Here is a 14,970-nt window from a genome sequence, read left to right as displayed (position 1 = left end):
ACCCCGTAGTGCCCAAAGACCAGGCACGCATCCGCGTACAAATCTCTGCCGGACACGAAAAGGAGCATCTGGACAAATGTATCGCTGCATTTATTAAGGTGGGGAAAGAGCTGGGAGTGCTGAAATGAGTGATGAGTTATGAGTTATTTGCTTGTGCTTTCCCTTGCGGATATAAGCCCTTCATCAACAAATAACTCACAACTTATAACTCATAACTAAAAAAAATCCCGCGACTAAAATTAGCCGCGGGATTTTTTTAGTTTCTCTCTTATCTGCGTTCTCCCAGTTTTGAGTCAACGAAGAAGATTCCGGCATCACCGGCTTTCTTTATCATATCTACAATGCCGTCGGCAGTAGCTTCTTCTTCTACCTGCTCGCGCACGAATCCCCAAAGGAAGTCTTGTGTAGCCTTATCTTTTTCGGCAGAGGCAACATCTACCAATTCATCAATCATTTTGGAAACACGGCGTTCGTGCTGGGCTACCTGCTCGAACACTTCCAGTGGAGTACCGAAGTCATTGGGAACAACATCAATCTTGTCCAGTTTGGCCTTACCGCCACGCTTGATGATATAAGAAGCCATTTCACAAGCATGAGCTTTTTCTTCAGAAGCCTGCTTCTTCAACCAGGAAGCCATGCCGTTATAACCTTCTTTCTCCATATAGAAAGACATTGCCAGATAAAGGTTGGAAGACCACATCTCAGCCGTAATCTGCTCATTAATTGCATTCTGTAATTTTTCTGTAATCATAATCGTATTTATTTAAATTGAAATCATTACAAAAGTAACAAGAAACCTTAAAAGTTGTTCACGCAATAACATTTTTTATATAAAAACAGAAGCCTTGGTATAATAAATGCTTCGCCATTCATGCAACGCATCTCCAGCCTCTCTATACCAGCTCGTCCGACGTATATCCTTGAGGCAGCTCACGGCAGTTATAGCCCGAAGCCATAATTTCGCCATAAGCCCCTGCCGAACGGAGGGCGATAAGGTCGCCACGCTTCACCCCATTCAAATCAATAGCCTTACCGAATACATCAGAAGACTCACAGATGGGCCCTACGACATCATAAGCCTGAACCGGCGCATCCGAAGTGATATTCTCTATCTTATGGAACGCTTGGTAGAGTGCCGGACGAATCAAATCCGTCATGCCGGCATCCAGAATGGCAAACTGCTTGTTGGTGCCCTGCTTCACATAAAGCACCTGCGAAATCAATGAACCGCATTGTCCCACTACCGCACGTCCCAGCTCGAAGTGGAGCGTCTGGTGGGGACGGAGTTTCAGATGGCTGTTGTAAGTCTCGAAGTAGCTTTTGAAGTCGGGTATCGGCTGACGGTTGGGGTGACCGTAATCAATGCCGAGTCCGCCCCCCACATTGACGTGCTCGATGCGGATATGGCGAGCTTCCAGCTTATCCTGCAATTCGTTGACGCGGTTACACAAAGCCACGAAATCGCCCATATCCAATATTTGGGAACCGATGTGGAAATGCAGTCCGATGAATCTAAGGTTCTTCATATTCTGCGCAATGTCTATCACATGGTCCATATCCTGCATGCTGATACCAAACTTGTTTTCGGCCAGCCCAGTGGTAATATTGGCATGGGTATGGGCACCTACATTGGGATTGATACGGAAAGCCACATTGGCCACCTTACCTTTAGCGGCAGCCAGCTCGTTGATAATCTCCAGCTCGGGGACAGACTCCACATTAAAGCAGAAAATGTCATAATCCAGCCCCAGATTGATTTCCCAATCAGCCTTGCCCACCCCTGCAAAAACAATCTTGCCAGTGGGAAAACCTGCCTTGATGGCTGCACGGATTTCACCGCCACTTACACAGTCGGCACCCAAGCCGTTCTCGCGGATAATGGCAAGCACCTTGAGATTGGCATTGGCCTTCACAGCATAATGCACCGAATAGTTACCATATCGGGCAGCTTCCGTACGGATGCACGAAAGTGTGTCGCGCAAGACCTTTGTGTCGTAGTAATAGAAGGGAGTACGCAATTCGCGGAATTTATGGATAGGGAATGTTCCTTTCATATAATAATCGTAATCTTTGTTTAGTTTAAAAAAAGGAAGATGAAAGAGGTGTCTACAAATAATTTTTCAGACGCAGATGACGCAGATTACACAAATAGGAAGCAAAAAGAATCTGCGTCATCTGTGTAATCTGCGTCTGAAAAATATCAAGAGTTATTCCTCATTGAACAGCGCATCACTGAGTGACTGCAACGCTGCCTTCTTGTCGCACTCGCGGATGAGGAAAGAGATATTATAGTTGCTACCACCGAAAGAAATCATACGTACCGGTATGTCGCGCATGGCATCCAATGCCTTGGCTTCGAAACCGACGTTTTCCCATTCGAGGTCGCCCACCACGCAGATGATGCACATGTCCTTGTCCACCGTCACTGTGCCATACTTCTTCAAGTCATCCAGAATTTCATTGAGATGCTTCACATTATCGATAGATACGGACACACCCACTTCTGAAGTACAAATCATATCGATGGAAGTCTGGTAGCTCTCGAATATCTCGAAAACCTTACGCAAGAATCCGTGAGCAAGCAACATGCGGCTGGATTTTATCTTGATGGCCGTAATGTTGTCCTTGGCAGCCACCGCCTTAATCTTACCCTTCTCCGTATCATTGGAAATCAGCGTACCCGGAGCAGTGGGGTCCATCGTATTGAGCAGACGGACGGGGATATTGGCATACTTGGCAGGCTGGATGCAGGTAGGGTGCAGAATCTTGGCACCGAAGTATGCCAGCTCGGCGGCCTCTTCGAAATGCAGATGACGCACCGGCGCAGTCTTGTCCACAATACGGGGGTCGTTGTTGTGCATGCCGTCGATATCCGTCCAAATCTGGATTTCGGAAGCGTTGATGGCAGCACCAATCAGCGAAGCCGTATAGTCGCTTCCGCCACGCTGCAGATTATCTATCTCGCCGTAGGCGTTGCGGCAGATGTACCCCTGAGTGATATAAATCTCAGCATCCGGATGCAGTTCCAGCTGAACCTGGAGCTTGTCCTTGATATAGACCGGATCGGGCTCGGCATTCTTGTCCGTACGCATGTATTCTAAAGCCGGAAGCAACACAGACTTCACGCCGCATTCCCGCAGATAGTAGTTCATCATGGCGGTGGAAATCAACTCGCCCTGAGCCAACACCACTTTCTCCTCAAACAGAGTGAAGAGGTCTTTGGTATAAGAACGGATATAGTCAAAATGTGATTTGATGAGTTCCAGGCCTTTCTGTTTATACTCCGGAGTAGCAAAGAGTTCATCAATGTGCTGGCGATATTTACTTTCCAGCTTGTTGATAATCTCGTTGGCACCTTCCGGATTCTTCTTGTACAGATAGTCCGAAATCTCAACCAATGTGTTTGTGGTACCCGACATGGCAGAGAGAACCACAATCTTACGTTCACCATCGGTAATCAATTTGGCCACTTCCTTCATTCGCTGAGCCGAACCTACTGAAGTACCTCCAAACTTTAAAACTTTCATTTTCGTTCCTGTATTAATTAGTTTATAGTTACAAGCTACGAGCTACAAGTAGGCAGCTGCGGAGCTTTATCGTTAATTTCTGTTCTTTATAAGAATCAGTAGTTAGAGATAACTACTTAACTACTAATCATTGGTTATTGCAGGGGCGTATTCTGCTGTAACATCAGTCATCAGATGGTCTGCGCACCGGTACACCTTGCCGGGAAACTCTCGCAGCAGCTGCAGGTTGTGCGTGGTCATCACCACCAGTGCGCCGGCTTCACTGATGCCGTGCAGAAGTTCTGCAATGGCATGTCCGGTTTCCGAATCCAGGTTTCCGGTAGGCTCATCCGCAAGGATTATCTCCGGAGAGTTGAGCACTGCACGCGCAATCACAATGCGCTGTTGCTCACCACCCGACAGTTCATTAGGCAGCTTATATCCTTTGTTGCTCATCCCCACCAGGTTCAACACCTCTTCTATTTTGTCCTTAATCTCCCCTTTGCTCTTCCAACCGGTAGCACGGAGAACAAATTCAAGGTTATCGTACACCGTACGGTCTGTCAGCAACTGGAAGTCCTGGAATACGATTCCCAGCTTACGGCGCAACTGCGGGATGTGCTTACGCTTAATATGGAGCATGTCATACCCCAATACTTCAGCCTCGCCCGATGCAATATCCAGTTCGCCATAGAAAGTCTTGAGCAGGCTCGTCTTGCCGGAGCCCACTTTACCTACCAGGTACACGAACTCCCCTTTGTGAAGTTCCAAATTCACATCGTTCAGTACGCACAACTCCTGCTGGTGTATCTCTACGTCCGTATATCTTATCAGCGCCTCGCCCACCCCCATTTTAATTATTAATTTTTAATTACTTAATGTTTCTTCCACGTCGCACTGTGACGTTCCTCCAATTCACGCGCAAGGTCTTCAATGCGGTATCCTTTGGATGTGAGCAGCACGATGAGGTGATACAACAAATCAGCTCCTTCATAAATCAGGCGTTCGTCCGTACCGTTGCAAGCCTCAATGACGGTTTCCACAGCCTCTTCGCCTACCTTCTGTGCCATTTTGTTGATACCGGACTGGAAAAGACTGGTCGTATAGGAACCTTCGGGCATTTCATCATAACGCTTACAGATGAAATCCTGAAGAAGCTTTAGAAACATAACCGGCTGTTCGTTCTTCTCACCCCAGCAAGTATCTGTACCGGTATGGCAAACCGGGCCTACGGGATGTACCTGCACCAGTAACGTATCCCGGTCACAGTCTTCCTTTATGGAAACCACATTCAGGAAGTTGCCACTCTCCTCGCCTTTCGTCCAAAGACGGTTCTTGGTACGGCTGAAGAAAGTCACCTTTCCAGTTTCCACCGTCTTGTCATAAGCCTCCTTGTTCATGAAGCCAAGCATCAGCACCTTAGCGGTATCTGCATCTTGTATAATCGCCGGAACGAGTCCGTTCATCTTGTCAAAATCCATTCTATTTACGATTTAGCTATTTACTATTTACGATTGATATTACTTTAAGTGACTGGAGACTTATGATTTGCTTGAGTAATCCCAATCGTAAATCGTAAATCGTCCAATCGTAAACTCACCTTCATCTTCTCATCGCAATTCCTTGGGCACAAAGATACGATTTTAATTCGGGAATTTTGATTTCTCCGAAATGAAAAACACTGGCTGCCAGGGCAGCATCTGCTTTTCCCTGCAAAAAGACGTCACGAAAATGTTCTTTGGCACCTGCCCCTCCCGATGCAATGATGGGGATGGACAATCCGTCGGCAAGGCTGGAAAGCGCTTCATTGGCATAACCGGTCTTGACACCGTCGTGATTCATGCTGGTGAACAATATCTCGCCCGCACCACGTTCCTGGGCTTCTTTTGTCCACGCAAACAGTTCCTTATCCGTTTCCACACGACCACCGTTCAAGTAGCATCGCCATCCCTTCTCTGTCTGTTTGGCATCAACTGCCAGTACACAAACCTGAGAACCGAAGTTCTTCGCAATCTCGTCTATCAATCCGGGACGGCGGATAGCTGAGGAATTGATGGAGATTTTATCGGCACCTGCATTCAGTAGCCTATCCACGTCACCCAGTTCATGAATGCCTCCACCTACAGTAAAAGGAATGCTGATATTCGCAGCTATGCGTTTCACCAATTCAGTGAAAGTCTTACGGCCTTCAAAACTGGCTGTGATGTCGAGAAAAACCAGTTCGTCGGCACCCTGCTCACTATAAGCACGCGCCAGTTCTACCGGGTCGCCGGCCTGGCGGAGGTTCACGAAATTGGTACCTTTCACTGTCTGCCCATCTTTAATGTCGAGGCAAGAAATGATTCTTTTTGCTAACACGGCGGTTTGAGTTATAAGTTATGAGTTATAAGTGATTAATTTTCACCTTTCAACTAACAAAATTTTCCAGTTCTTTGAAGGTGATGCGGCCTTCGTACAGAGCCTTACCGAAAATAACGGCAGGTATGCCGACAACTTCCAAATGGCGTATATCATCGGCACAGCTTACGCCTCCACTTGCTATCAGATAGAGTTCAGGATGGTGCTCCAGTATCTCCTTATACAACGCTATCGATGGTCCTTGCAGCATTCCGTCACAACTGATATCAGTACAGATAACCTTACGGACCCCCTTCTCTACATAGTCTTTCAAGAACGGAAACAGTTCGCAGCCACTCTCATCCTTCCAACCATTGACGGCTATTTTATGCTCTTTCACATCAGCGCCAAGAATAATTTTCTCGGAACCATACATTTGAAGCCATTTGCAGAACAATTCGGGATTCTTCACAGCAATGCTGCCACCGGTCACCATCTGCGCACCGTTCTCAAAAGCTATCACCAAATCTTCATCACTCTTCACCCCACCTCCAAAATCAATAATAAGAGACGTACGCACAGCTATCTGTTCCAACGTACGGTAGTTTACCACATGATGGGAAGCCGCACCGTCCAAATCGACCACATGAAGTCTGCGGATACCATGAGCCTCCAGCTCCAGGGCCACTTCCACGGGATTTTCGTTGTACACCTTCTTGCTGTCATAATCGCCTTGGGAAAGGCGTACACATTTTCCGTCAATAATGTCAATAGCGGGAATCAGTTCTATCATTTTATTTACGATTTGACGATTTACAGTTCCAGGAAATTCCGCAAAATACGCTCTCCCACACTTCCACTCTTTTCCGGATGGAACTGTGTGGCGTAGTAATTGCCTTTATGCAAAGCGGCACTGAACGGATGAATGTAATCCGTCACGGCTGCCGTACAATCATTGACTGGCACATAGAAACTATGTACGAAATAAACAAACTCTTCTTTAGTAAAGCCTTTAAAAAGTCCGCTATTCGTCCGGGCAATGGTATTCCATCCCATATGAGGTACTTTATCCTCGTGCCTCTGCGAAATGAAACGTTTCACATCAGTATCAAAAATACCCAGGCAATCCACATCCCCCTCTTCAGAGTGGCGGCACATCAACTGCATGCCCAGGCAAATGCCCAATACCGGCTGGCGTAACTCCTTTATCAGCCTATCCATACCACCGGCACGCAAAAAGTCCATAGTGGTTTCCGCCTCTCCCACACCGGGAAAGATAACCTTATCGGCAGCACGTAGCACAGCCTCATCCGCCGTAATCACTGCCTCTACTCCCAGACGCTTCAAAGCATAATCCACCGAACGGATATTGCCTGCATTATATTTGACAACTGCAACTTTCATTTTTTTAATTGAGAATTGACCATTGAAAGGTAATAATTGAAAGGTAATGACAAGTTCCCCACCATCAACTATCAATTATCAACTATCAACTAATTAAATATTACCGTTTTGTTCTTATATGCCAACACCTTGCGTTCAATATGCTTCTGAACAGCACGAGAAAGCACAATCTTTTCCAAGTCCTTACCCTTGTTCACCAAATCCTGCACAGTGTCCTTGTGTGTAATACGCACCACATCCTGCTCTATGATGGGACCGGCATCCAATTCTGTGGTAACATAGTGGCTGGTAGCTCCAATAATCTTCACTCCACGTTCAAACGCAGCATGATAGGGCTTCGCTCCCACAAATGCCGGAAGGAAAGAGTGATGGATATTGATTATCCTATTGGGATAAGCGTTTATCATTTGCTCGGAAATGACCTGCATGTAGCGCGCCAGCACTATGAAAGTTATCTTATGCTTTGCCAGTAACTCCATTTCCTTCTTCTCTTGTTCCTCCTTTGTCTCTTTGGTAATGGGGAAAAGATGGAAAGGAATACCGAAACGCTCGGCCACGTGCTGCAAATCGGGATGATTGCTTATAATAAGAGGTATCTCCACATTCCACTCACCAGCGGTGTAACGCGCCAACAAGTCGAACAAGCAATGGGACATCTTTGAAACAAAGATAGCCATACGCGGTTTTGTATCGGAGAAATAGAGACGGAAATTCATCTCATATTTCTGTGCATACAAAGTGGCAAAATAATCCTCAATCTTTTCCTGAGGCACCAGAAAATCTTTCAATTCCCATTCAATACGCATAAAAAAGATATTCTCTACATGGTCTACATACTGATCCAGATAGATAATATTACCTTTATTCACCGTTATAAAGTCTGTTACTTCTGCCAATATGCCTGGTTTGTCAGGGCAGTGCAGCAACAGTTTGGCTGTTTTCATCATCCTAAAATGTTTTTTATCATTTTTCAAATTACAACATTCTCGTTTTGAGTCCGCAAAAATAACGATTTATTGCAAAACAACGAACTTTTCGAGCAAGAAGTTTAAAACAAGCTCCGAAATGTTTCGTTTTCTCCAGGAAAGGTTTTCATATCAAGAATAAAACAGTGCATAAACGTATTTCTAAACAGTTGTTAAATTTACTTTTCTCTTATTTTTCCAATCTTCTCAATATGAGGATATAAAGCAAATACAGCACAAAACGCTTGGAAAAAAGTTCGCCATAGCTATTGCAGATATCAAAGAAATGCCTACCTTTGCAACCGCAATCAAGAGAGATAGCAACGAAAGAATGAAATAATGGTGCGTTAGTTCAGTTGGTTAGAATACATGCCTGTCACGCATGGGGTCACGGGTTCGAGTCCCGTACGCACCGCGAAAGCAAATAGCAAATTAAAGCAAAGCTCTGAAATTCAAGTATTTCAGAGCTTTTTCTTTTTCTCGCTCCGGCAAAAATGGGGACCCGAAATATCCGGTGCATAAGCAATTTTCGAGTTTCAGCTTTCTCAGACTTACATCACAAGAATAAGAAACTGAGCAGCAATGAATGGGCAGACCGTCCTCCGGATAGGGACAAAACTGGAAGAAGGTATAGGCAGAATCCACGTATGTCCCATGCTTTTTATTATGAAGGTTCATGTAAACCCTCGTCCCACGCACGTGGGCTCGACGGTTCACGCAGGCAAACCGGCGAACACACATGCGTGGGACGAAGTTTTGTAATAAGGTTTCGGGAATTATGCGCCAAGCTTCTCTGCATTACACACAGGACATGAAGGGAAAAAATGCCCATATACGGGGAGCCAAAGCCATACTTCCGGCACTATAGACAACGGAGTTCGCCCCTTAATCACCATATTTGCACAAAGAAAACGGAAAATAAGCCCAAAATAGACATTAACAAATATTATTTATTATAAACAAAAAAAACAGAAAAAAAAACACGTGGTTAAATTCTTGCTGTCAGATAGTTAAAGCCGAATATGAGAAGAAAAAGTAGTGCTGGCAAAAATGATGATTTTTAAAATCGGGGTCTGACTTACGAACTACAACTGCATGTGTAAAATAGGATATTCTTTACCTTCTCCGTCCAAATCGGACCTTTTGTATACGCTAAAGCCTATATATTTATAAAAACCGACAGCTTGAATATTCTGCTCGTTCACATCGACTTTCGTTACCTGCAAATGATTTATGGCATAAGTAACCAGTTTTTCCCCCAATTCCTGTGCCTCAATAATTATTGGTAATAAACAACATTTCAAGATTTCCTTCTGCAATTCTCATAAATCCGATTAAGATTCCCTCCTGTTCAAACCCGAATAGAATGACATACTGAAAATATACCGGAAGCTGTTCCTTATAGTATAGAAAATCTTCTTCTTTAAGAAAATCATGTGTACTCAATACTGCACTTTCCCAAATTTCTATCAAACGTGGATAATCCGTAACTTTAATTTTTCTAATCATAATTGTAATTGCTATTTAAAACCGCAAAGTTCGGAACTTATACATTCAATACACTGAACCCAAGTTAAAAAATACGTTTACGGATTTTGCTTAGTACTTGTGGCATGATACCCAAATAAGAAGCTATATCTTTGAGTGGTATATAGTTTAATGTAATGCCATATCCTTCAATCATCTGTAGATAATACTATTCAGGAGAATATTTAATCAAGTCGATATTTCTTTTCAAGAGTTTACTCAGTAGTATAGCATTCAAATCTTCAAATACAGTTTTTACCTTAGGAATAGCAGTATACAGTTCATCTACTCGCTTCTTGTCTATTCGGTAAATAACGCTATCTACAATTGTCTGCACATTAAATGCAGATCATGTTTGTAAGGTAAAAGACATGTTCGACATTGAAAACGTACCTTCTTTACAAAACCAAAAAATTTACTCTTCCCCTTTATGATTCAAAAGCCAACAACGCAATATCCCATCAAAAACGAAATAACTATATCTTTCTATTTCTCCTTCCTTAATCAAAAATGTATCTTTACTAATCAATATCCGCTCAAAATATTGGTCAAATGACTTAGATTCCTCCAAATTAAAAATATTGATGCTAAAATTAAATCCTTTAAGTAATTTTTCTAAAAAGCATAATATTTACAGACTATAGTTTTCATCAGTTTTGATAGCCGATTTTTATTCCAGAATACCGAAACGAACCAAGGCGTTCCGGACACCATTCTCATCCACCGCCTCCGTTATATAATCGGCAACGCTTTTCACAGCCTCGGAAGCTCCTCCCATAGCTATTCCCATCCCGGCTGCACGAATCATGGAAATATCATTCCCGCCATCACCAAAAGCGATGGTTCTTGAAACATCAAATCCATAATAGGAAGCAAACTCATTGATACCCATAGCCTTGTTTACTCCCGCCACATTGACATCCGCGAAGAAAGGGTTCCATCTGGAAACAGAAAGTCCGGGAAGTTGTGCCATTACTTCTTTTTCCATTTCTTCATCACAATATATGCATAACTGACAACATTCGCCTCCCATAAACTCTTTTTCGATGTCTGCCACCGGCGGTGTAGGGTGATTGACCAGCCTGGCCAATTCGATGACGGTCGGGTTGAGTTCGTTGACAAAAATACCTTTATTCGTTTCGATAGCCAGAGCAAACCCATAATGTTGAGCCAATACCAGTACCATCTGAAAATCCTTTTCGGGAATCTGTTTACGAGATATAGGAGTGCCATCTCTCAGTACACAATCGGACCCATTCAAAGCTATCACTGCATCGTATGGAATCTCTTCAAGCTCGTGAAGATCGGTAAACGCCCTCCCAGTTGCTATTATGATTTTTATACCGGATTCATGAACTTGCTGCAACGCTTCGATAGCCGACTGCGGAACGCGGTGAGTGTCGAAACTCACCAATGTTCCGTCTACATCTAAAAATATAGCTTTGGTCTCCATTATAAAATATTTTGGTCTAATAAATTCATTCTATCTGCATCATCTCAATTTTGTGAATATCTATATTCATTCGGTGCAACTCCCGTTGCTTTCTTAAACACCAGACTGAAATATTGCACACTCGGATAGCCCAGCCGACGCGCTACGGCAGCAGGTGTATTACCGCCTTCCGATAACATTTTCTTGGCCGTGTACAAGCATTTGAACTGGAAGTATTCAGCCAATGTCTTACCCGTCTCAAACCTCAGCAAATCATCAAAGTAAGCCGTCGAAAGATTCAGTTTTTCGGCACAGCATCCGGAAGTGGGCAGCTTCCCCTCCTGCAACTTTCCGGAAGTGATATACTCGTCCAATATCCCTTCCATTTTCCCCAGAATCATCTTGTTCTTATTCTCACGGGTGATGAATTGCCGCTCATAGTAACGTGAGCAATAATCCAGCAGCAATTCGATGTGACGGGACAGGATGGTATTGCTATGCGTATCAATGGAATGATGAAGTTCATCATCAATATTCTCAAGGCAACACGTCACTTTGGCCGTTTCGCGCTGTGACAGATGCAACGCCTCCTCCTTGCGGTAGAAAAAGAAAGTATAGTTGTCGATATGATTCTTTAACGTAGTACAAAGCAATAAATCGGGATGAAATGCCAGCAGCCAACCTTTGTCCGGAAGCGTATTGTTCTTGTTCATCCGGAATATCTCGCCGGGAGTAAGAAATACCATCGTAGCATTGGAATAATCATAATATTTCCGTCCGCAGCAGTCACAATCCCCTTCACAGTCCTCAATCAGTAGGATGGCATAGAATTCAAACTTCACAGCATCCTGATACACACTAGGATTTTCCAGATTAATAATGCTTACCTGAGGATGCAACGTTTTACATCCCAGGCACCGGTTACATTCACATACGGTCTTTATGTCCAATGTATTGTCTTTCATCACCTATAAAGTCATTCTCATTATTGTAACTTCAGATATATAAAATCTTAAGGATATGTTTTCCACACCTTCACAATATACCAATTACAAAATTAGAGGAAAATCCAGACATCTTCACTACCCTTATTACGGATTATATAACCTTAGTTACTGTTTTTATATCTGGCTACGTGACTTCATCTCCAGATACTTGTTTATCACGTCCACAGAAAGATTTTCCGGTGTAGTCAGCACAGAACTGATGCCGTGCTGCTTCAAGGTGGAGACTATCAGCCGTTTCTCGAATACAAATTTCTCGGCAATGACATGGCGGTAATACCCTTCCGTATCCCTCGCAGGAGTGGCGACGTACTCTTTCAGAGCGGCATCTTCGAAGAAGATGACCAGCAACCGGTGCTGGCGGTTCAACTGCTGCAAATAAGCCAACTGGCGATTCAAGCTGCCGATGCCGGAAAAATTGGTATACAGCACCAAAAGACTGCGTTTGTTGACGCGCTTGTTCAAATGTACGCACAATGAGGAAAAGTCGGTCTCCCCAAAAGTAGTCTGCTGGCTGTAAAGGTTCTCCAATAACGCCTGCATTTGTCCGGGCTGTCGGGAGGCGGGGATAAATGTATCAAAGTGCTCATTAAACGTTACCAGTCCGGCTTTATCCTCCTTCCGCATGACAACGTACGAAAGAACCAGGGAGGCATTAATAGCATAGTCCAGCAAGGTCATCCCGCGAAATGCCTGCTGCATAATCCGCCCCTTGTCTATCACGTTATAGATTTGCTGGGAACGCTCGTCTTGATAGACATTTACCATAAGTTCGTGCCTCCGGGCGCTTGCTTTCCAGTTTATCGTGCGGTAATCGTCGCCTTTCACATACTCCTTTATCTGTTCGAACTCCGTATGATGCCCCACCCTGCGGATACGTTTGATGCCCAATTCCGTCAAGTTGTCGCTGATAGCAAGCAACTCATACCGATGGAGCATCAGATAGGACGGATATACCTTGACATCCAGCGGAGCATCGCAAGTATATCTGCGGGAAAGCAATCCCATTCTGCCTGCCACAAACACCCGAATCCGTCCGAAAGAGTAAATCCCCCGCCGCGTGGGACGCAGATGATACGTAATCGTCCTGCCCTCATTCGCCTGGAGCCTCATCCGGAAATCAATATTCCGCAACTGGAATGCAAAAGGAATCTCATCCACCACTTCCACAGCCACCGGATGCGGATAACTGCTCTCCACACGTATGTTCACGGTGTTCTCATCTCCGTTGGAGAAGCGGGTAGCACACTGGCGGAATGCCCGGATGCCGCGAATGCGATAGAGCATCACCCCATCCACCAGCGCCGACACCGCCAAAACAAAAAGCGCCCACTGCCCGATTGCAAAGAATGGAGCAAAGACGTACCCGATACCCATCAGCAGGACTATCAGAACAAGAGCAATATAGAATCGGCGGCCTAATCTCATTTCGGCACTTCCACCTTATCAATCAGACGTTGCGTCACCTTTACCGGCGAATAGCCTTCCATCTCGGCTTCCGCTGTCAATATCAAGCGATGCTGAAGCACATACGGAGCAACGAACTTAATATCCTCCGGTGTCACAAAGTCACGTCCCTGCAACAGTGCATATGCCTTGGAGGCCTGCATCATTGCCACGGACGCACGCGGAGAAGCTCCTAAATATACAGCCTTGCTGGCACGCGTCTGCTGTACAATCAACGCGATGTACTGAAGCAGCGTGCGGTCTACAAACACGTGTTCCATCAGCCTGCGCAACGAAAGCAGTTCTTCTTTTGTGAGCACGGGCGCCAGGCTCTCCAACTTCACCAACGAAGCATTGGCGTGGTGGCGCTCCAGGATGTCCACCTCCTCCTCCAATGAGGGATATCCCATGGTTATTTTCATCAGGAAGCGGTCCAGTTGCGCTTCAGGCAACTTATAAGTCCCCTCCTGCTCCACCGGATTCTGGGTTGCCAGAATCGTATAGAGTTCTCCCATCTGATGCGTGGTACCGTCAATGCTGACCTGCCGTTCTTCCATAACCTCGAACAAGGCTGCCTGCGTCTTGGCGGGAGCGCGGTTTATCTCGTCCACCAGCACGAGGTCGGCAAACACCGGTCCTTGATGAAAGTCAAAGTCATTGGTTTTCATGTTGAAGACCGTAGTACCCAACACGTCACTCGGCATCAAGTCCGGAGTAAACTGAATGCGGCTGAAGTCCGCCTTAATCAAGCGTGCCACCAGACGGGCAAGCAGTGTCTTTGCCACCCCCGGCACTCCCTCCAGCAACACATGACCGTTTGCCAGGACAACCGTCAGCACCAGGTCCACCGTCTGCTCCTGCCCCACTATGACCGTAGCAATCCGGTCCTTCAACGCTTGTATCTTCTCGGAAAAGAGAGTCAAGTCCACCCGTTTTTCTGTGTTCTCTTCCATAAATATCTTCTTTATATATGATTGATTATTTCATTCATTCTATCAATAAGCCGTTTCATCTCTTCCTCAGAGATACTGCGCCCTCCGTACACCACCGGCCTCACCTCGCGGATGAACGCGGCTATTTCCCCCGCTTCCATACCCGTCTTCCGGGCAATCCTGCCGAAAGAGCGCTCATCCTCTGCCACTTCCTCCACATCCACTTGTATTTCCCTCCTCAGTTCCTCCGCAAAATAGAGATATTTCTTGCGGACTAAGTCAGCATGGTCCTTCTTCTGATAATAAAGAGTACCTATCAACTCTGCAAACTCCAAAGACTTATTTTCCGGTTCGCGGATAACCGGAATGGTGCGCTGCCTGTCTCTTCTACACATCTCCGAGCCCACGAGACGGAGG

Annotated in this window: 13 protein-coding genes, 1 tRNA gene and 3 pseudogenes; 1 reads left to right on the top strand and 16 read right to left on the bottom strand. The window is 45.2% G+C overall.

Annotation, left to right across the window (positions count from 1 at the left end; all coding sequences use genetic code 11):
* Nucleotides 1–268 precede the first annotated feature (268 nt).
* The 9 genes from ABUA47_RS09220 to purU all read right to left on the bottom strand — a co-directional run bounded on the left by ABUA47_RS09220 (nt 269) and on the right by purU (nt 8,194).
* Nucleotides 269–751: a ferritin gene (locus ABUA47_RS09220; protein ID WP_005831414.1), complete on the bottom strand. Its 483-nt coding sequence runs from the start codon at nt 749–751 to the stop codon at nt 269–271.
* A gap of 142 nt (nt 752–893) precedes the next feature.
* Entirely contained in the window at nt 894–2,054 is a 1,161-nt protein-coding gene (lysA, locus tag ABUA47_RS09215) for a diaminopimelate decarboxylase (RefSeq protein ID WP_349824486.1), read from the bottom strand.
* 153 nt (nt 2,055–2,207) lie between these two features.
* Nucleotides 2,208–3,527, bottom strand: a complete 1,320-nt coding sequence (locus tag ABUA47_RS09210; protein ID WP_349824485.1) for an aspartate kinase — start codon at nt 3,525–3,527, stop codon at nt 2,208–2,210.
* 123 nt (nt 3,528–3,650) lie between these two features.
* Nucleotides 3,651–4,358, bottom strand: a complete 708-nt coding sequence (locus ABUA47_RS09205) for a cell division ATP-binding protein FtsE (protein ID WP_005831420.1) — start codon at nt 4,356–4,358, stop codon at nt 3,651–3,653.
* Nucleotides 4,359–4,381: 23 nt separating this feature from the next.
* Nucleotides 4,382–4,987, bottom strand: a complete 606-nt coding sequence (gene hisIE, locus ABUA47_RS09200; RefSeq protein ID WP_005831422.1) for a bifunctional phosphoribosyl-AMP cyclohydrolase/phosphoribosyl-ATP diphosphatase HisIE — start codon at nt 4,985–4,987, stop codon at nt 4,382–4,384.
* A 121-nt stretch (nt 4,988–5,108) separates the two neighbouring features.
* Entirely contained in the window at nt 5,109–5,864 is a 756-nt protein-coding gene (gene hisF, locus ABUA47_RS09195) for an imidazole glycerol phosphate synthase subunit HisF (protein ID WP_005831425.1), read from the bottom strand.
* A gap of 49 nt (nt 5,865–5,913) precedes the next feature.
* Nucleotides 5,914–6,636 (bottom strand): 1-(5-phosphoribosyl)-5-[(5-phosphoribosylamino)methylideneamino]imidazole-4-carboxamide isomerase, encoded by a 723-nt coding sequence (gene hisA, locus ABUA47_RS09190; RefSeq protein WP_005831427.1) that lies wholly within the window; start codon nt 6,634–6,636, stop codon nt 5,914–5,916.
* Between the two features lie 20 nt (nt 6,637–6,656).
* The gene (hisH, locus tag ABUA47_RS09185) at nt 6,657–7,247 is read right to left on the bottom strand and encodes an imidazole glycerol phosphate synthase subunit HisH (protein ID WP_008664882.1); all 591 of its coding nucleotides are present in this window, start codon (nt 7,245–7,247) and stop codon (nt 6,657–6,659) included.
* Nucleotides 7,248–7,336: 89 nt separating this feature from the next.
* Nucleotides 7,337–8,194, bottom strand: coding sequence for a formyltetrahydrofolate deformylase (purU, locus tag ABUA47_RS09180; RefSeq protein WP_005831431.1), 858 nt, complete (start codon nt 8,192–8,194; stop codon nt 7,337–7,339).
* Nucleotides 8,195–8,553: 359 nt separating this feature from the next.
* Between purU and ABUA47_RS09175 the strand changes: the two genes are divergently transcribed.
* Nucleotides 8,554–8,627 (top strand) — tRNA-Asp (locus tag ABUA47_RS09175).
* 670 nt (nt 8,628–9,297) lie between these two features.
* Here ABUA47_RS09175 and ABUA47_RS09170 read toward each other — a convergent pair.
* The 7 genes and pseudogenes from ABUA47_RS09170 to ABUA47_RS09140 all read right to left on the bottom strand — a co-directional run.
* Nucleotides 9,298–9,721 (bottom strand): annotated as a pseudogene (locus tag ABUA47_RS09170) (GNAT family N-acetyltransferase).
* 64 nt (nt 9,722–9,785) lie between these two features.
* Nucleotides 9,786–10,370 (bottom strand): annotated as a pseudogene (locus ABUA47_RS09165) (Crp/Fnr family transcriptional regulator).
* A gap of 39 nt (nt 10,371–10,409) precedes the next feature.
* Entirely contained in the window at nt 10,410–11,192 is a 783-nt protein-coding gene (locus tag ABUA47_RS09160; RefSeq protein WP_035448837.1) for a Cof-type HAD-IIB family hydrolase, read from the bottom strand.
* A 44-nt stretch (nt 11,193–11,236) separates the two neighbouring features.
* Nucleotides 11,237–12,136, bottom strand: coding sequence for a helix-turn-helix domain-containing protein (locus tag ABUA47_RS09155; RefSeq protein ID WP_005831452.1), 900 nt, complete (start codon nt 12,134–12,136; stop codon nt 11,237–11,239).
* 156 nt (nt 12,137–12,292) lie between these two features.
* The gene (locus ABUA47_RS09150; RefSeq protein WP_005831453.1) at nt 12,293–13,603 is read right to left on the bottom strand and encodes a DUF58 domain-containing protein; all 1,311 of its coding nucleotides are present in this window, start codon (nt 13,601–13,603) and stop codon (nt 12,293–12,295) included.
* Complete coding sequence (locus ABUA47_RS09145) at nt 13,600–14,574, bottom strand: AAA family ATPase (protein WP_035448839.1); 975 nt, start codon at nt 14,572–14,574, stop codon at nt 13,600–13,602. The genes ABUA47_RS09150 and ABUA47_RS09145 overlap by 4 nt, the downstream gene beginning before the upstream one ends.
* An 11-nt stretch (nt 14,575–14,585) precedes the next feature.
* Nucleotides 14,586–14,970: pseudogene (locus ABUA47_RS09140) on the bottom strand (DUF4350 domain-containing protein); the annotation flags it as partial.

Origin of the sequence: Bacteroides sp. RTP31139st1_H2_RTP31139_211217 (assembly GCF_040227615.1) — a bacterium.
Lineage (GTDB): Bacteria > Bacteroidota > Bacteroidia > Bacteroidales > Bacteroidaceae > Bacteroides > Bacteroides uniformis.
Note: the sequence above shows the minus strand (reverse complement) of the source record. Positions and strands in the feature narration are given on the sequence as shown.